16 protein-coding genes are annotated in these 17,827 nt (G+C 73.2%); 11 read left to right on the forward strand and 5 right to left on the reverse strand.

The window, feature by feature from the left end; genetic code table 11:
- Nucleotides 1–377, reverse strand: a 377-nt coding sequence (locus AH6_RS08080) for a hypothetical protein (protein ID WP_218005751.1), incomplete at its 3' end; no start/stop codon positions are given.
- Between the two features lie 105 nt (nt 378–482).
- On the opposite strand from AH6_RS08080, the gene AH6_RS08085 reads away from it, so the two are divergent.
- A complete protein-coding gene (locus AH6_RS08085) occupies nt 483–1,364 on the forward strand; it encodes a hypothetical protein (protein WP_067476140.1) in 882 nt (293 codons plus the stop codon).
- Here the strand turns inward: AH6_RS08085 and AH6_RS08090 are convergent.
- Nucleotides 1,309–2,085, reverse strand: coding sequence for a hypothetical protein (locus AH6_RS08090; protein ID WP_067476142.1), 777 nt, complete (start codon nt 2,083–2,085; stop codon nt 1,309–1,311). The genes AH6_RS08085 and AH6_RS08090 overlap by 56 nt on opposite strands.
- Nucleotides 2,086–2,290: 205 nt before the next feature.
- Between AH6_RS08090 and AH6_RS08095 the strand changes: the two genes are divergently transcribed.
- A complete protein-coding gene (locus tag AH6_RS08095) occupies nt 2,291–3,568 on the forward strand; it encodes a nitric oxide synthase oxygenase (RefSeq protein ID WP_083982427.1) in 1,278 nt (425 codons plus the stop codon).
- On the opposite strand, the gene AH6_RS08100 is transcribed toward AH6_RS08095, so the two are convergent.
- Complete coding sequence (locus AH6_RS08100; RefSeq protein WP_067476145.1) at nt 3,517–4,530, reverse strand: alpha/beta hydrolase; 1,014 nt, start codon at nt 4,528–4,530, stop codon at nt 3,517–3,519. The two genes, AH6_RS08095 and AH6_RS08100, sit on opposite strands and share 52 nt — an antisense overlap.
- Before the next feature lie 213 nt (nt 4,531–4,743).
- Between AH6_RS08100 and AH6_RS08105 the strand changes: the two genes are divergently transcribed.
- The 9 genes from AH6_RS08105 to soxR all read left to right on the forward strand — a co-directional run bounded on the left by AH6_RS08105 (nt 4,744) and on the right by soxR (nt 14,529).
- The gene (locus AH6_RS08105) at nt 4,744–5,142 is read left to right on the forward strand and encodes a TOBE domain-containing protein (RefSeq protein WP_067476148.1); all 399 of its coding nucleotides are present in this window, start codon (nt 4,744–4,746) and stop codon (nt 5,140–5,142) included.
- A 25-nt stretch (nt 5,143–5,167) separates the two neighbouring features.
- Nucleotides 5,168–5,947 carry a molybdate ABC transporter substrate-binding protein gene (modA, locus tag AH6_RS08110; RefSeq protein ID WP_067476152.1) on the forward strand — a complete coding sequence of 260 codons (780 nt, stop codon included), beginning with the start codon at nt 5,168–5,170 and terminating at the stop codon, nt 5,945–5,947.
- Nucleotides 5,944–6,765, forward strand: coding sequence for an ABC transporter permease (locus AH6_RS08115; RefSeq protein WP_067476154.1), 822 nt, complete (start codon nt 5,944–5,946; stop codon nt 6,763–6,765). The genes modA and AH6_RS08115 overlap by 4 nt, the downstream gene beginning before the upstream one ends.
- Nucleotides 6,762–7,841, forward strand: a complete 1,080-nt coding sequence (locus AH6_RS08120) for an ABC transporter ATP-binding protein (protein ID WP_067476156.1) — start codon at nt 6,762–6,764, stop codon at nt 7,839–7,841. Before AH6_RS08115 ends, AH6_RS08120 begins: the two co-directional genes overlap by 4 nt.
- 176 nt (nt 7,842–8,017) lie before the next feature.
- The gene (locus tag AH6_RS08125) at nt 8,018–9,835 is read left to right on the forward strand and encodes a phosphoenolpyruvate carboxykinase (GTP) (RefSeq protein WP_174555081.1); all 1,818 of its coding nucleotides are present in this window, start codon (nt 8,018–8,020) and stop codon (nt 9,833–9,835) included.
- A gap of 134 nt (nt 9,836–9,969) precedes the next feature.
- Nucleotides 9,970–10,566, forward strand: coding sequence for a DUF421 domain-containing protein (locus tag AH6_RS08130; protein WP_067476160.1), 597 nt, complete (start codon nt 9,970–9,972; stop codon nt 10,564–10,566).
- Nucleotides 10,567–10,717: 151 nt separating this feature from the next.
- Nucleotides 10,718–13,303: an ATP-dependent Clp protease ATP-binding subunit gene (locus AH6_RS08135; RefSeq protein WP_169807816.1), complete on the forward strand. Its 2,586-nt coding sequence runs from the start codon at nt 10,718–10,720 to the stop codon at nt 13,301–13,303.
- Nucleotides 13,296–13,883, forward strand: a complete 588-nt coding sequence (locus AH6_RS08140) for an HdeD family acid-resistance protein (RefSeq protein ID WP_067476162.1) — start codon at nt 13,296–13,298, stop codon at nt 13,881–13,883. Before AH6_RS08135 ends, AH6_RS08140 begins: the two co-directional genes overlap by 8 nt.
- 82 nt (nt 13,884–13,965) lie before the next feature.
- Nucleotides 13,966–14,529, forward strand: coding sequence for a redox-sensitive transcriptional activator SoxR (soxR, locus tag AH6_RS08145; protein WP_067476163.1), 564 nt, complete (start codon nt 13,966–13,968; stop codon nt 14,527–14,529).
- Nucleotides 14,530–14,545: 16 nt separating this feature from the next.
- On the opposite strand, the gene AH6_RS08150 is transcribed toward soxR, so the two are convergent.
- Nucleotides 14,546–16,957 (reverse strand): glycoside hydrolase family 65 protein, encoded by a 2,412-nt coding sequence (locus tag AH6_RS08150; protein WP_067476165.1) that lies wholly within the window; start codon nt 16,955–16,957, stop codon nt 14,546–14,548.
- Nucleotides 16,954–17,703 (reverse strand): beta-phosphoglucomutase family hydrolase, encoded by a 750-nt coding sequence (locus AH6_RS08155; RefSeq protein ID WP_067476166.1) that lies wholly within the window; start codon nt 17,701–17,703, stop codon nt 16,954–16,956. Before AH6_RS08155 ends, AH6_RS08150 begins: the two co-directional genes overlap by 4 nt.
- Nucleotides 17,704–17,827: the final 124 nt, after the last annotated feature.

The raw sequence follows: 17,827 nt of genomic DNA on the forward strand, positions 1-17,827 counted from the left end.
CCCCCCCAGCCGAGATGGCGCACGGCGGCGCGCTCGGCGGCGCGCAGCAGGCCGCGCCGCCGCCCGGCGGGGACGCGGGCCGCGAACCGCCACGCCGGGCCGTGGGCCTGGCCCGGCAGGCGCAGGTCCAGCACCACCGGACCGGACCGCGCGCCGCCCAGCAGTTGGACGGGCGCGCCGCACACCGCCGCGCAGATCCCCGCCGCGTCGCGGACGACGCCGAGCAGCGCCGGTGCGCCGGGCGGTTCGGCCAGCGCCCGCAGCAGCTCGTGGGACCACAGCGCGTCCAGGCCCTCGGCCTGCTGGAAGTCCGTCCAGCCCGCCGGTTCGGCGCCCGCGCGCAGTTCATGGATCTCGACCGTGACGCCCTTGATCACCGCTAGAGTCTGGCATCAAATGATCAAAAAAGGGACCGGTCCGGCGAAGAGTACTTCTCCGTCGTCGCGCGGCCGGTCCCTGAGTGGCACAGGAGCCGCCCGGCCATGATCACCGCTCGCGTCGTGCCCCCCGGTTTCTCCGCCACGCGCTGGGACGCCGCCCGCCGGAAGGTCGTGCGGCGCGCGTTCCGCGAGGTGCCCTTCTACCGCGAGCAGTGGGCGGCGGCCGGCCGCGAGCTGCCCGACGTCGTGCCGACGCCCGCCGAGCGACTGGCCGACCAGGCGTTCCGGCTGTGCCCGCTGGGCCGCCCCTACCGCCCGGCGCACGAGCCGTCGTTGTGGACCGGCGACGCCGCCGCGTTGCGCGCGGCCGTGCGGACCGCCGGTGTGCCCGCCCGCGGCGTCCCGGTCCTGGAGGTCCGGGACGCGATGCTCGACCGGCTCTCCCTCGGTCCGGGCGGTCCCGCCTACGGGGTGTTGTTGTCGGCGGAGGCCGACGTGCTGGACGAGGAGCGCCGGGCCGCGCTGAACGCGCGGGCGGTCGGGCTCGCGGTGCGGGCCGGACGCGCCGTTGTCGTCGGTCCGCCGGACGCGCTCGACCATGCCGTCGCCGGACTCCGGTCAGCTGCTGCGGCGACCCTGCGGATCGGTGTTCTCGCACGGACGACGCCCGCCGAGGCGTTCTCGGCGGGCGGGCCCGTCCTGCTGCACGACCCGGTCCTCGGGTACTACGGCGCGCGGGCCGGGACGTGCGGAGTGGTCCATCTGCTGTGGCGTCACCACCACGCGCGGGTCGTCGACGGCGCGCTCCAGATCACCGACCTGCGCCGGCGACGGCCGACGTTGTGCGGCGTCGTGCCGGCCGGATCGGCGGGGAGCGCCGTGGCACCGTGTCCGGAGCACGGCGTCCCCGCCCTGGTCAGCGGCCTGGTCAGCGTGCCTGCTGCTGCCGGTAGTGCCCGGCCACCTTCTGGTCGCCCGGCATGACCGAACGCTCCCGACCCGGCTCGGGGTCGGGACGGCGGACGAAGCCGGACGAACCCTGCTGCGAGCCGCCGGACCGCGAGTCGCGCCCGTAGCGGCTGACGACCGGGTCGATGGGCTGGGTCGTGCCCGACGGGCGGGCGGGGGAGACCGGCTCGCGCTCGGCGGGCCCGTGCCCGGCGCGCGGCACGGTGCGGTCGGGGTCGTCGGCGCGGTCCCGCTCGTCCGCGCGGCTCTCCTCTTCCTGTTCCCGCTCGACCAGCCGCGTCTCCTTCACGCCGACCACCGCGAAGCGGCCCAGCGCGAGCGCGGCCAGGAAGACGATGACCACGCCGAGCGCGCCGAAGCCCGCCAGCTGCTCGGCGATCCGCCGCCCCTCCTCGGCGCCGAGCGGCGCGCCGACGCCTCGCACGTCCCACAGCGTGGCGACCGGGCCGCCCACCACGAACCACGCGCCGCCGAGCGCGGCCAGCCAGCCGCCGACCATGGCGAACGCGCGGTGCGCGCTGAACAGCACGATCAGCCCGCCGAGCACGGCGGCGGCCCCGGGGGCGACGCTGAGCTGGAGCCGGGCGGTGTCGTAGACCCAGGTGTCGTCGGGGGAGAAGCCGAAGTCGAAGTAGGGGCCGACGAACGGGACCAGCCCGCCCCACAGCCCGAGAAGCACCAGCAACGTCCCGCTGAGGACGCCGCGGCTGCGCGGTACCCGCATGGTGCCCGCCATGATCAGCCTCCTGATCGGGCGTCGGTGTGTCCTGTCGTGGGGACCCTCTACCCCTGGAATCGGCGTCCAAGCGCGTGCGCGACGGGATCTGACGGACCGTGTTCATTTCTCACCAATCGTGAGGAAACCCGGACGCGCCGCGACCTTCATGGCATCCTGTGACGGCTGGTGATCAAGGTTTGACTTTCGGTCACGAGGGGGGAAGATGGCACTGTTCGGACGCAAGCGCGCCGGTGGCCGCACCGCCGCGACGGCGGAACCCGCACCCGCACCCGCACCCGAGCCCGCACCCGAGCCTGGCCCGCTGGAGCGCGCGGCCGAGGACTTCATCCGGATGTTCCACGCCGAGGACCGCCGCGCCGGTCCGCCCGAGGAGCGGCTGCGCGCGGTCCGCGCCGAGATAGCCGCCACCGGCACCTACCGGCACACCCCGGCGGAGCTGGCCTTCGGCGCGCGGGTGGCCTGGCGCAACAGCTCGCGCTGCATCGGCCGCCTGTACTGGCGCAGCCTGCGGGTGCGCGACCTGCGGCACGCGCGCACCGCCGACGAGATCGCCGCCGGTTGCGTGGAGCACCTGGCCGCCGCGTCCGGCGGCGGTCGCGTCCGCCCGGTCATCACGGTCTTCGCGCCCGACGAGCCCGGCCGCCCGGGGCCGCGCCTGTGGAACGACCAGCTCGTCCGCTACGCCGGGTACCGGCGGCCGGACGGCGGGGTGACCGGCGACCCGTGCAACGCGGCGCTCACCGACGCCGCCCGCGCGCTCGGCTGGCCCGGCGGCCCCGGCACGCGCTTCGACCCGCTGCCGCTGGTCGTGGCCGCGCCCGGCGAGCCGGTGCGCTGGTACGAGCTGCCGCGCGAGGTCGTGCTGGAGGTGCCGCTGGAGCACCCCGACTTCCCGTGGTTCGCCGGGCTCGGGCTGCGCTGGCACGCGGTCCCGGCGGTGTCGGACATGACGCTGGAGATCGGCGGGGTGTCCTACCCGGCCGCGCCGTTCAACGGCTGGTACATGGGCACCGAGATCGGCGCCCGCAACCTGGCCGACGCCGACCGCTACGCCATGCTGCCCGAGGTGGCCGGACGGCTCGGCCTCGACATCTCCGACGAGGCGTCGCTCTGGCGCGACCGCGCCCTGGTGGAGCTGAACGTGGCGGTGCTGCACTCGTTCCGGGCCGCCGGGGTCGCCATCACCGACCACCACACCGAGTCGCGCCGCTTCCTGACGCACCTGGCGCGCGAGGAGGCGGCCGGGCGGCGCTGCCCGGCCGACTGGTCGTGGATCGTGCCACCGCTGTCGGGGGCGGCGACGCCGGTGTTCCACCGCTACTACGACGAGGCCGAGCTGACCCCGGCGTTCGTGCGGCGGCCCTCGGCGGTGCCCGCGACGGGACCGGCGGCGGGCACCGCCGCAAGGGCCGCGGGCTGCCCCGTCGCTCAGCCCGCCGCGTCGGCGACGTCCACCGCGTCGGTCATCGTCTGCTCGTAGGCGGTCCGCACGAACGCGCCCAGCTCGGCGATCGCGGTGCGCGACTCGGGCAGGAGGGGCCCGAACATCTGGAACACGTGCAGCTGCCGGTCCCACACCTGGAGCGTCACCGGCACCCCGGACTCGGCCAGCCGCCGCGCCATCAGCTCCGAGTCGCAGTACAGCAGCTCGGTGGAGCCCGCCGTCAGCAGCGTCGGCGGCAGCCCCGACAGGTCGGCGCGGATCGGCGAGACGGCGGGGTCGGTGACGTCCAGGTGCCCGAGGAAGCCCTCGACCAGGCGTTCCAGCAGCGGGCCGGGCGCGGACGGGTCCAGCGTCATGTTGGCGTGCGCGAGCTTGGCGGTCAGGTCCATGTCGAGCATGGGGGACAGGGCCACCAGCGCGGCGGGCTGCGGCAGGCCCTCCTCGCGGGCGCGCAGCGCGGTGGCGAAGGTGAGGTAGCCGCCGGCGGAGTCGCCCATGATGACGACGTTCTCCGGCGCGATCCCCCGCTCCTCCAGCAACCACCGGTAGGCGGTGACGCAGTCCTCCACCTCCTCCTCGAACGCCACGGCCGGGATCATCCGGTAGTCCACCGACAGCGCGGGCACCCCGGCGGCGGCGCTGAACCGGGCCACCATCGGGCGGTGGGTGTTGAGGCCGCAGCAGATCCAGCCGCCGCCGTGCAGGTAGAGGATGACCTTGTCGCGGGCCCGGCCGACGCCGGGGCCGTGCACCCACTCGGCCTGGAAGTCGTCGAAGCGCACCCGCTCGCGGTGCGTGCCCTTGGGCGGGCGGGACCGGGCGGCCATCCGGTCCAGGGCGGCGGCGCGGCGCAGCGCCTTGTCGTCGATCGGCAGTTCGGCGAGCTTGGCGAGGCGCGGCTGGAGCAGCCGGCGCACCCCGGCCGAGACCGCCCGCGACCGCAGGCTCGCCGTGCCCCGCCGGTCGATCACCAGGGTGACGGGTTGTGTCCGGGTCAAGGGTCCTCCTGCGGACTCGGGCGGATCGGGCGCTTCCCTCCGATGGTGGCACCGTGCCGCCGGGCGGCGGAAGAGCGAACCGAAGGGGATTCGGTCACGGGCCGGGGCCGGGGCGGCTGGAGCATCTGCCAAGGTCCGATCGTTCTGAGCCTGGTGGATTATGGCCTTATCTCCAGATGCGCCTCGCATTTGCGAGGGGCTAATGTATGCGGCGTGACCACGTTCCGCATCAGCGAGGCCGCCGCCCTGCTCGGGGTCAGCGCCGACACCGTCCGCCGCTGGGTGGACGGCGGGCGGCTCCCGGCCGTCCGCGACGAGCACGGGCACCGCATCGTCCCCGGACCCGAGCTGGCCGCCTTCGTCCGCGACCAGTCCCGTTCCGACGACGACGGCGGGCGCTTCTCCTCCGCGCGCAACCGGATGCGCGGCATCGTCACCGACGTGGTGCGCGACGGCGTGATGGCCAAGGTGGACATCCAGGCCGGGCCGTTCCGCATCGTGTCGCTGATGAGCCGCGAGGCCGCCGACGAGCTGGGGCTGGAGATCGGCGTGGTCGCCGAGGCGGTCGTGAAGTCCACGACCGTCGTCGTCGAGCGGCCCGACGCGGGCTGACCCCCTTCCCTCCAGGAGATCCGCGATGAAACGCGTCATCACGGCCGCCGCCGCGGCCACCGTCCTGCTGGCCGCCGCCGGTTGCGGCGACACCGGCGACTCGGGCGACAAGGCATCGCCGGGCTCGGGCGGGGGCAAGACCCTCACCGTGTTCGCCGCCGCCTCCCTCACCGAGACCTTCACCGAGCTGGGCAAGTCCTTCGAGGGCTCGCACCCCGGCGTGAAGGTGCGCTTCAACTTCGGCGGCAGTTCCACCCTCGCCCAGCAGATCACCCAGGGCGCGCCGGTGGACGTGTTCGCGGCCGCCAGCCCGGCGACGATGAAGCCCGTCACCGACGGCGGCGCGGCCGCGCAGCCGCAGGTGTTCGCCAAGAACCGCCTGGTCATCGCCGTCCCCGCCAAGGAGGCCGGGAAGGTCTCCCGGCTCGCCGACCTCGGCAAGTCCGGGCTGAAGGTCGTGCTGTGCGCCGAGCAGGTGCCCTGCGGCGCGGCCGCCGGGAAGGCCCTGGCCGCCGGGGGCGTGAAGGTCGAGCCGGCGTCGCGCGAGCAGGACGTCAAGGCGGTGCTCACCAAGGTCCGGCTCGGCGAGGCCGACGCCGGGCTGGTCTACCGCAGCGACGCGAAGGCCGCCGCCGCCGACGTCAAGGGCGTGGAGTTCCCCGAGTCGGCCAAGGCCATCAACGACTACCCGATCGCGGCGCTGACCAAGGCCCCGCAGTCCGGGCTGGCCAAGGAGTTCGTGCAGCTCGTCCTGTCGCAGCAGGGCAAGGACACCCTGGTCAAGGCGGGCTTCGAGTCCCCGTGACCCGCCGCTCCACCGCCCGTTCCGCCAACCGTTCCACCGCCGGACGGCCGCCGCTGGTCCTGCTGCTGCCCGCCCTGACCGGGCTGGCGTTCCTGGTGCTGCCGCTGGCCGGGCTGCTGGTGCGCGCGCCGTGGTCCACCCTCGGCACCCGGCTCGGCGAGCCGCACGTGCTGGAGGCGCTGCGGTTGTCGCTGGTCACCGCCACGTTGGCCACCGTCCTGTGCCTGCTGCTGGGGGTGCCGCTGGCGTGGCTGCTGGCGCGGGTGCGGTTCCGGGGCGTGCGGCTGGTGCGGGCGCTGGTGACGGTGCCGCTGGTGCTGCCGCCGGTGGTGGGCGGCGTGGCGCTGCTGCTCGTGCTGGGCCGCAGGGGGCTGGTGGGGCAGTGGCTGGACGCCTGGTTCGGGATCACGCTGCCGTTCAGCACCGCCGGGGTGGTGCTGGCCGAGACGTTCGTGGCGCTGCCCTTCCTCGTCATCAGCGTGGAGGGCGCGCTGCGCGCGGCCGACCTGCGCTTCGAGGAGGCCGCCGCCACGCTCGGCGCGGGCCGCTGGACGGTGTTCCGCCGGGTGACGCTGCCGCTGGTGGCCCCCGGCATCGCGGCGGGCGCGGTGCTCTGCTGGGCGCGGGCGCTGGGCGAGTTCGGGGCCACCATCACCTTCGCGGGCAACTTCCCCGGCCACACCCAGACGATGCCGCTGGCGGTCTACCTGGCGCTGGAGACCGACCCGCAGGCCGCGATCGTGCTCAGCCTGGTGCTGCTGGCGGTGTCGGTCGTCGTGCTGGCGGCGCTGCGCGACCGGTGGGTGAGCACTTCATGAGCGATGTCGTGAGCGAGAAGGCGGGCGGGCTGGACGCGCACCTGGTGGTGCGGCGTCCCGCGTTCGAGTTGGACCTGCGGCTGGCCGCCGAGCCCGGCGAGGTCGTCGCGCTGCTCGGCCCCAACGGCGCGGGCAAGAGCACCGCGCTGCGCGCGCTGGCCGGGCTCGTGCCCACCGCCGCCGGGCACGTGCGGGTGGACGGCGCCGACCTCGGCGCGCTGCCGCCCGAGCGGCGCGGCATCGGCATGGTCTTCCAGGACTACCTGCTGTTCCCGCACCTCAGCGCGCTCGACAACGTCGCGTTCGGGCTGCGCTGCCAGGGCATGGGCAAACGCGCGTCGCGCGCCCGCGCCGCCGAGTGGCTGGAGCACGTCGGCCTGGCCGACCACGCCTCGGCCAAGCCGCGCGCGCTGTCGGGCGGGCAGGCGCAACGCGTCGCGCTGGCCCGCGCCCTGGCGGTGCGCCCCCGCCTGCTGCTGCTGGACGAGCCCCTGGCGGCGCTGGACGCCCACACCCGCCTGGAGATCCGCGCCGCGCTGCGCAGGCGGCTGGCCGGGTTCGCCGGGGCGGCGGTGCTGGTCACCCACGACCCGCTGGACGCCATGGTGCTGGCCGACTGGCTGGTGGTCGTCGAGGGCGGCCGCCTGGTGCAGCAGGGCCCGCCCGCCGAGATCGCGCGGCGGCCCCGCACCGACTACGTGGCCCGGCTGGTCGGCCTCAACCTGTACCGGGGCCGGGCCTCGGCGGGGGCGGCGGGTAGCACGGTGGTGCTGGCGGGCGGCAGCGGGAAGCTGGACAGCGCGGACTCCCTCGACGGTGAGGTTTTTGTGGCCTTCTCGCCAGCCTCGGTGGCGCTCTACCGGTCCCGGCCCGACGGCAGCCCCCGCAACGTGTGGCGCGCCACCGTCGGAGCGGTCGAACGGCAGGGCGACCGGGTCCGGGTCCGGCTCGACGGCCCGCCCTTCACCGCCGCCGCGGACGTCACCCCCGGCGCGGTCGCCGAACTCGGATTGAGCGAGGGCAGCACGGTATGGGCCGGGGTGAAGGCGGCCGAAACCCATGTTTACCCAGCTTGACCGCATTCAATCAAGAGCCGTTCCGGGCCCGTTCATCTGCTGGAAACCGCGTGACATCAATCACAGGAGGGCACACAAGCCCCTAAATGGGGGACTGATTGGTCCAGACCAAATGGCAAAAACGCAGGGTCTTGTTCATCATGCAAAGATCCTGCGAACCGCTGAAGGAGTTGCCCGTGTCCAACCAGATCCCCGGCCTCGACCAGGCCCCCACCAGTCACGCCGAGCTGATTGACTGGGTGCGCGGGATCGCCGAGCTGACCCAGCCCGAGCGAATCGAATGGTGCGACGGCTCGGAAGCCGAGTGGGAGCGCCTGACCGGCCTCCTGGTCGAGCAGGGCACGTTCAAACGCCTGGACCCCGAGAAGCGCCCCAACAGCTTCTACGCCGCCTCCGACCCCAGTGACGTGGCACGAGTAGAGGACCGGACCTACATCTGTTCGGAGAAGGAAGAGGACGCCGGTCCCACCAACAACTGGATCGCGCCCGCCGAGATGCGCGAGACCTTCGGCGAGCTGTTCAAGGGCAGCATGAAGGGCCGCACCATGTATGTGGTGCCGTTCTGCATGGGGCCGCTGGGCGGCACCATCTCCCAGCTCGGCGTCGAGATCACCGACTCGCCCTACGTGGTCGTGTCGATGAAGATCATGACGCGGATGGGCGAGGGCGCGCTGCGCCTCATCGAGGAGCGCGGCCAGTTCGTCAAGGCCGTGCACTCGGTCGGCGCCCCGCTGGAGCCGGGCCAGGCCGACGTGCCGTGGCCGTGCAGCTCCACCAAGTACATCTCGCACTTCCCCGAGACCCGCGAGATCTGGTCCTACGGCTCGGGCTACGGCGGCAACGCCCTGCTCGGCAAGAAGTGCTACGCGCTGCGCATCGCCTCGACCATGGCCCGCGACGAGGGCTGGATGGCCGAGCACATGCTCATCCTGAAGCTCACCCCGCCGACCGGCGAGACCCGGTACGTGGCCGCGGCCTTCCCGTCGGCCTGCGGCAAGACCAACCTCGCCATGCTGGAGCCGACCATCCCGGGCTGGAAGGTCGAGACCATCGGCGACGACATCGCCTGGATGCGCTTCGGCGAGGACGGTCGGCTGTACGCCATCAACCCCGAGGCCGGCTTCTTCGGCGTCGCCCCGGGCACCGGCGCGGCCACCAACGCCAACGCGGTGAAGACGTTGTGGGGCAACAGCATCTTCACCAACGTCGCGCTCACCGACGACGGCGACGTGTGGTGGGAGGGCCTGACCGACGAGCCCCCCGCGCACCTCACCGACTGGAAGGGCAACGACTGGACGCCGGAGTCGGAGACCCCGGCGGCCCACCCCAACGCCCGCTTCACCACCCCGGCCGGGCAGTGCCCGATCATCGCGCCGGAGTGGGAGGACCCCAAGGGCGTGCCGATCTCGGCGATCCTGTTCGGCGGCCGCCGCGCCACCGCCGTCCCGCTGGTCACCGAATCCTTCGACTGGCAGCAGGGCGTGTTCCTGGGCGCCAACGTGGCCTCGGAGAAGACCGCCGCCGCCGAGGGCACCGTGGGCGAGCTGCGCCACGACCCGTTCGCCATGTTGCCGTTCTGCGGCTACAACATGGGCGACTACTTCGGTCACTGGCTGAAGATCGGCAAGTCCACCGACGTCGAGAAGCTGCCGCGCATCTACTACGTCAACTGGTTCCGCAAGAACGCCGACGGCACGTTCATCTGGCCCGGCTTCGGCGAGAACAGCCGCGTGCTCAAGTGGATCGTGGACCGGCTCAACGGCCAGGCCGACGCGGTCAAGTCCCCGATCGGCCACCTGCCGACCAAGGACGCGCTCGACACCGACGGCCTGGAGATCGACGAGGCCGACCTCGACACGCTGCTGTCGGTCGACACCGAGGTGTGGAAGCAGGAGGCCGCCCTGGTCCCCGACCACTTCAACACCTTCGGCGACCACCTGCCCAAGGAGCTGTGGGACGAGTACAACGCCCTGGTCAACCGCCTGGGCGAGTAGTGACACCCGCGTCCCGCTGAGCCGGGACGCGTGAGCAGGCGACTCCGACCGCGGGGCCGCGCCGACCGGCGCGGCCCCGCGGTTTTTGCCCGCCCCTGGTGTTGCGGCGGCCCGGTCCCGGAAACGAGCCGCGCATGTGGCAGGACCTGTGGGGGATGGGCGTCCCCGTCGCGGACAAGGCCGTGCGGACGGTCGCGGTCTTCCTCGTCGTCGTCCTGCTGCTGCGCTTCGCCGGGCGGCGGGAGCTGGCCCAGCTCAACGGCCTGGACTTCGTGGTCATGCTGCTGCTGTCCAACGTGGTGCAGAACGCCGTCATCGGCCCCGACAACTCCCTGCTCGGCGGCCTGCTGGGCGCGGTGTTCCTGCTGGTCGCCAACGGCGTGCTGACCCGCCTCATCGTGCACGTCCCCTGGGTCAGCGGCCTGGTCCGCGGCCGGGTCAGCGTGCTGGCTCAGGACGGCGCGTACCGGATGCGCACCCTCGACCGGATCGGCCTGCGCCCCGAGGAGGTGGACCAGGCCATCCAGGAGCAGGGCGGCGACGCCGTCCAGGACACCCGGCTGGTCACCCTGCTGCCGGGCGGCGCGGTGGTGGTCCGGCTGCGCCGCGCCGAGCAGTCGGCGAGCTACGGCGACGTCGTCGAGCTGCGGGCCCGCCTGGAACGCATCGAACGCCGTCTGGAACACCTGGCCGCCCCGCCCGGTGGCGGCCACGACCACCCCGGAAAATGAGCGGTTTTGCGCAGTCCGGGAGGTTTCTTGGTGTTGCGCTCCCGCCCTGAGGGCTAGCAGTGGAAGAGAGGCTCCGGCGATCGGGTTCGGGGCGGGACGACGACGCGCATCTTTCCGGGGGACCGCTGTGGCCAGTACACCGTTCGGCTCGATGTTCAACGACCCCTTCCGCGGGTTCGAGTACCTGACGGGGCGCATGTTCGGCTCACCGGAGTCCTGGCCGCCCCGCGCGGGCGGCGTGCAGCGCGTGGACATCGGCCAGATGCTCAGCGAGTCCGGCCGCGAGATGGTCGGGCAGGCGCTCGCCCGCGCCGGGGAGCGCGGCGCCGCCGACCTCGACGTGCTGGACCTGCTGGGCGCCGCCGCGCAGACCGACCCCGCCCGCGCCGTGCTGAACTCGGCGGGCGTCAACCCCGACGCGCTCGTGGCCCGCATCGACGACGTGACCGGCGGCGACGCGCCCGGCGAGCCGCCCTCCACCCTCACGCCCGCCGCCAAGCGGGCGCTGCTGGACTCCCAGCGCATCTCGCGCGCCCTGGACGCCAGCTACATCGGCCCCGAGCACCTGCTGCTGGCGCTCGCCGCCAACCCCGACTCCAACGCCGCCCGGATGCTGGCGGCCCAGGGCGTGTCGGCCAACGAACTCCAGAACGCGATCCTGTCCGGCCCCGAGCAGTCCGGTGCGGGCTCCGCGACGCAGGGCGGCCGGGGCAAGAGCGACACCCCGACGCTGGACGAGTACGGCCGCGACCTCACCGAGGTCGCCCGCGAGGGCGGCCTGGACCCGGTGGTGGGCCGCGAGGAGGAGATCGAGCAGGCCATCGAGGTGTTGTCGCGGCGCACCAAGAACAACCCGTGCCTGATCGGCGAGCCGGGCGTCGGCAAGACCGCCATCGTGGAGGGCATCGCCCAGCGCATCGTCAACGGCGGCGTCCCCGAGACCCTCAAGGGCAAGCGGGTGGTCGCGCTGGACCTGACCGGCATGGTCGCCGGCACCAAGTACCGCGGCGAGTTCGAGGAGCGCGTCAAGAAGGTCGTGGACGAGATCCGCGCGCACTCCGACGACCTGGTGATCTTCATCGACGAGGTGCACACCCTGGTCGGCGCGGGCGCCTCCGAGGGCGGCATGGACGCCGCCAACATCCTCAAGCCCGCGCTGGCGCGCGGCGAGCTGCACGTCGTCGCGGCCACCACGATCTCCGAGTACCGCAAGAACATCGAGAAGGACGCCGCGCTGGAGCGCCGCTTCCAGCCGGTGCTGGTGCCCGAGCCGACCGTCGAGGACACCGTCACGATCCTGGCCGGGCTGCGCGACAAGTACGAGGCCCACCACCAGGTGCGCATCACCGACGACGCGGTGGACGCCGCCGCGCGCATGTCGGCCCGCTACATCTCCGACCGGTTCCTGCCCGACAAGGCCATCGACCTGATGGACCAGGCCGCCGCCCGGGTGCGGCTGCGCTCGATGTCGCCCGACGACGACGCGCGCGAGCTGGAGCGCCGCCTGGAGGGCCTGCACCGCGACAAGGACCAGGCGATCGCCAGCGAGAACTTCGGCCGCGCCGAGGAACTGCGCCTGGAGATCGAGCGGCTGCGCCCCGAGCTGGACCGGGCCCGGCGCGGCGGGGACGACGTGCCGCAGGTCACCGCCACCGACATCGCCGAGGTGGTGTCGCGCCGCACCGGCATCCCGGTCGCCCAGCTCACCGAGGAGGAGCGCGACCGGCTGATGCGGCTGGAGCAGCACCTGCACGAGCGGGTCGTCGGCCAGGACGAGGCGGTGCAGGCGGTCGCCGAGGCGGTGCGCCGGGGCCGCGCGGGCCTGTCGGACCCGAACCGGCCGCAGGGCAGCTTCCTGTTCCTCGGCCCGACCGGCGTCGGCAAGACCGAGCTGGCGCGGGCCCTGGCCGACATCCTGTTCGGCGGCACCGACCACATGGTGCGCATCGACATGAGCGAGTTCCAGGAGAAGCACACCGTCTCCCGGCTGATCGGCGCGCCGCCCGGCTACGTCGGGTACGAGGAGGCCGGCCAGCTCACCGAGGCGGTGCGGCGGCGGCCGCACTCGGTGGTGCTGCTCGACGAGATCGAGAAGGCCCACCCCGACGTGATGAACATCCTGCTCCAGATGCTCGACGACGGCCGCCTCACCGACGGCCAGGGCCGCACCGTCGACTTCAGCAACACCATCGTCATCATGACCAGCAACGTCGGCGCCCAGCTCATCCTGGAGTCCGAGGGCGACAGCGCGGAGCTGCACGACCAGGTCATGGACCTGCTGCTGCGCACGTTGCGGCCCGAGCTGCTGAACCGCATCGACGAGACGATCGTGTTCACCCGCCTGGACCGCGGGCAGCTGCGCCAGATCGTGGACCTGCTGCTGGACAAGACCCGCCAGCGCCTGGCCGGGCAGGCGGTGGCGCTGGAGGTCACCGACGCCGCCAAGGACCGGCTCGCCGAGCGCGGCTACAAGCCCGAGTTCGGCGCGCGCCCGCTGCGCCGCACCATCCAGCGCGAGGTCGACAACCCGCTGTCGCGGATGTTGCTGACCGGCGAGGTGGACGAGGGCGCGACCGTGCGCGTGGACGCCGGTGACGGGGATGACCTGGCCATCGACGTGCGCGCGGGCGACCGCTCCGCCGAGCAGATCGACGCCGCCGCCAAGGGCGACCCGGTCATGGCCGACGCCGGTTCCGGCGCCGGTCCGTCCGACTCCCAGGGAGGGTCCGATGTTTGATGTCATCACGCGCAACTGGTGGGTGCTCGCGCTGCGCGGTGCCTTCGCCGTCCTGTTCGGCGTCGTCGCCTGGATCTGGCCCGGCATCACGGTGTGGGCGCTGGTGTTGCTGTTCGGCGCCTACGCGCTGGTGGACGGCGTGTTCTCGCTGGTCGGCGCGTTCACCGGCGGCTCCGGGCAGTCCCGGGGCTGGATGGCGGTGTCGGGCATCGCGGGCATCGTCCTCGGCGTCATGGCGCTGGCCTGGCCCGGCGTCACCGGGCTGGTGCTGCTGATGCTGATCGCCGCGTGGGCGGTGGTCACCGGGATCATGGAGATCGTCGCGGCCATCGCGCTGCGCAAGGAGATCGAGGGGGAGTGGCTGTACGCGCTCACCGGCGCGGTCTCGGTGCTGTTCGGCGTGCTGCTGTTCGTCTGGCCCGCCTCCGGCGCGCTCGCGGTGATCTGGATGATCGGGTTCTTCGCGATCCTGTTCGGCGCGCTGATGCTGGGCGCGGCGTTCCGGCTGCGCAAGCTCGGCAAGGAGACCGAGGGGCGCGGCTACCGGGGCACCGAGGGCGGCGCGACCATTGCGCACTGACAGCGCGCACTGAGCGATCGCCCGCACGCCGGGGGTCCCGCGCGAACCTCAACGCTGCTTGAGGTCGCGTAGGATCCCCGGCATGACACGGCTGGAGTTCAGGGTCCACGAGCTGACCGTCGGCCAGCTCGCCGAGCGCAGCGGCGTGGCGGTCTCCGCGCTGCACTTCTACGAGGCCAAGGGCCTGATCAGCAGCCGCCGCACGGCGGGCAACCAGCGCCGGTTCAGCCGCGACGCGCTGCGCCGGGTGTCGTTCATCAAGGTGTCGCAGCGGGTCGGCATCCCGCTCAGCGAGATCAAGCGGGCGCTGGCCACCCTGCCCGAGGAGCGCACGCCGACGGTGGCCGACTGGGCGCGGTTGTCGGAGACCTGGAAGACCGACCTGGACGACCGCATCGCGCAGTTGCAGAAGTTGCGCGACGACCTCACCGAATGCATCGGCTGCGGCTGCCTGTCCATCAACAAGTGCGCCCTGACCAACCCCTACGACCAGCTCGGCGACGAGGGGCCGGGGCCGCGCAGGCTGCTGGTGCGGCACGGCGACGCCCCGCACGCGGACGGCGCGCAGTCCACGCCGTCCGCGCCGTCCGCGACCGCCGCGCAGGGCGACAGCCAGGCCGAGCCCTGCGCGGACGACATCTGCTGATCCCTGCCCGCGGTCTCTACGCGCGCCGGGTGTCGCGGGTGCGCGGGTCCAGCCGGCGCGGCGCGGGCTCCCGTCCGGCGGGCTGGGCGGGCGGTTCGGGCGTCTCGCGCTGCGGGATCGGCAGCGTGGCTGGCTCGTCGGCGAGCGTGACCTCCTCGCCGTGGTGGGTGAACTTCAGCCCGCGCCCCTCCAGCAGCTCGTAGACCGCCTCGTCGGCGGTGACCGTCACCATGAACCGGTTGCCCCGGTAGCGCATCCGGAACGCCAGGCGGCTGATCCCGCCGGGCAGCCGGGGCGCGAACTTCAGCAGCCCGTCCTCCACGCGCATCCCGCCGAACCCGGCCACCAGCCCCGACCAGGCCCCGGCCATGGAGGCGATGTGCAGGCCGTCGCGGGTGTTGCGGTTCAGGTCGTGCAGGTCCAGCAGCGCGGTCTCGCCGAGGTAGTCGTGCGCGAGGTCCAGGTGCCCGACCTCGGCGGCGATCACCGCCTGCGTCTGCGCCGACAACGAGGAGTCCCGCACGGTGATGGCCTCGTAGTAGCCGAAGTCGCGGGCCTTCTGCTCGGCGGTGAACGCCTCCCCGCACAGGTGCAGCGCCAGCACCAGGTCGGCCTGCTTGACCACCTGCTTGCGGTACAGGTCGAAGTAGGGGAAGTTCAGCAGCAGCGGGTACTGGTCGGGCTTGGTGTCCGGGAAGTCCCAGCGCGCGTGGTTGGTGAAGCCCTCGCTCTGCGGGTGCACGCCGAGCCGCTCGTCGTAGGGCACCAGCATCGCCGCCGCCGCGTCCCGCCACGACGCGGCCTCCTCGGTGGTGACGCCGAGCCGGTCGGCCTCCTCGGGGTGCCGCATCGCCAGCCGGGCCGCCTCCTGCATGTTCCGGCGCGCCATCAGGTTGGTGTAGACGTTGTTGTCGACGACGGCGGTGTACTCGTCGGGGCCGGTGACGCCGTCGATGCGGAACACGCCCTCGACGTCGTGGTGCCCCAGGTGCCGCCACATCCGGGCGGTGGCCACCAGCAGCTCCAGGCCGATCTCGCGCTCGAACTCCTCGTCCTGCACCGCGTCCATGTAGCGGACGGCGGCGTCGGCGATGTCGGCGTTGATGTGGAACGCGGCGGTGCCCGCGGGCCAGTACCCCGAGCACTCCTGCCCCCGGATGGTCCGCCACGGGAACGCCGCGCCCGTCAGGCCGAGCTGCGCGGCGCGCTCGCAGGCCAGCGGGAGCGTCATGTGCCGCCAGGCCAGCGCGTCGGCGGCGGCCTGCGGGTGGGTGTAGATCAGCACCGGCAGCACGAACGTCTCGGTGTCCCAGAAAGTGTGGCCGTCGTAGCCGGGCCCGGTCAGCCCCTTGGCCGGGATCATGCGGCGCTCGGCGCGCGCGCCCGCCTGGAGGATGTGGAACAGCCCGAACCGCACCGCCTGCTGGATCTCGGCGTCGCCGTCCACCTCCACGTCCGCGCCGCACCAGAAGTCGTCGAGGTAGTCGTGCTGCTCCTGCAGCAGCCCGTCCCAGCCGGTGTGCTGGGCCCCGGCGAGCGCCGCGACGACCTGGTCGTGCAGGGCGGGCCGGGACCGGCGGCTGGACCAGCCGTAGGCCAGGTACTTGGTCATGCACAGGCTCTCGCCGGGCTCCAGCCGGGTGGCGACCGTCAGCCGGCCCACGTCGGGGGAGCTCTCGGTGTCCACCGCCATCGACTCCGGGCCGCTGATGTCGTGGGTCATCCCGGCCGCCATCCGCAGCCCGCTCTCGCGGGTGCGGTGCACCAGCAGCACCTTGGTGCCGTTGGCGACGTTCTCCTCGCCGACCAGCGGGTCGGCGAGCGTCGCCGAGGCGCGCGGGTCCTTGCCGGAGGACGGCAGCGCCTCGTTGGCGACCAGCTCCGACTGGGCGACCACGCGGACCGGGTCGTCCACCGGCTCGACCGTGTAGCGGATCGCCGCGATGGCGCGCTGGGTGAGCGACACCATGCGCACCGAGGTGATGCGGACGGTCTTGCCCGCCGGGGAGGTCCACTCCACGCGGCGGGTGAGGGTGCCCTCGCGCAGGTCGAGCACCCGCTCGTGGTGGTGCAGGCGGCCGTAGCGCACGTCGAACGGCTCGTCGTCCACCAGCAGCCGGATCAGCTTGCCGTTGGTGACGTTGATGACGGTCTGGCCCTCGTCGGGCAGGCCGTAGGCGGTCTCGGCGTGCGGCAGCGGCCGCTCCTCGAAGAAGGAGTTCAGGTAGGTGCCGGGCAGGCCGTGCGGCTCGCCCTCGTCCAGGTTGCCGCGCAGCCCGACGTGCCCGTTGGACAGCGCGAACACCGACTCGCTCTGCGCCAGCCGGTCCAGCCGCAACTCGGTCTCGCGCACGCACCAGGGTTCGACCTGGTAGACGGGCCGGTCCGGCGTGTCCGTCTCGCCCGGCTTCTTGGCTCGTTGCGTCACCGGCCCTCCTCCAGTTCCGCCAGGTCGCCGACCACGACGTCCGCGCCGCGCTCGGCCAGGGCGGCGGCGTGCTCGTCGTCCACCCGGTTGACCCCGACCACGTAGCCGAAGTCCCCGGCGCGCCCGGCCTCCACCCCGGCCAGCGCGTCCTCGAAGACCGCCGCGTGCCCGGGTGGGACGCCGACCTCGCGCGCGCCCTCCAGGAAGGTGTCGGGGGCGGGCTTGCCGGGCAGGTCGCGCTCGGCCGCGACGACGCCGTCCACGCGGGCGTCGAACAGGTCGGTGATCCCGACCGTCTCCAGGACCTGGGCGGTGTTGGCGCTGGAGGACACCACGGCGGTCTTCAGGCCCGCCTCGCGCGCGGCGCGCACGTAGTCGATCGAGCCCTCGAACACCTCCACGCCCTTGTCCCTGATGAGCTGGAGGACCAGCTCGTTCTTGCGGTTGCCGAGGCCGCGGACGGTCTCGCGGTCGGGGGGATCGTCCGGCGACCCTTCCGGAAGTTCGATGCCGCGCGACTGCAGGAACGAGCGCGTTCCGTCCTCGCGGCGCTTGCCGTCGACGTACGGGCCGTAGTCCTTGACCAGGTCGAACGGCGTGAACGGTTCCCCGGTGCGGTCGGCGCGGTCCCGCAGGTACTCGTCGAACATCTGCTTCCACGCGGCGGCGTGCACGGCGGCCGTACGGGTCAGCACCCCGTCTAGGTCGAACAGGCACGCCTGGATGTGGTCGGGCAGTCCGAGCATCGCTCCTCTTTCGCCGGGGACGGTCTGGTCCGGTCTAGCGGCTCTTCCCAGCTGGAACAAGGACATGCGCGACGGGGTTGCCCGAACCGAGGGAGATCGTTCCGCGTACAGGGCGGGTAGAGGC

Source organism: Actinomadura hibisca NBRC 15177 (assembly GCF_001552635.1).
Taxonomy (GTDB): Bacteria; Actinomycetota; Actinomycetes; order Streptosporangiales; family Streptosporangiaceae; genus Spirillospora; species Spirillospora hibisca.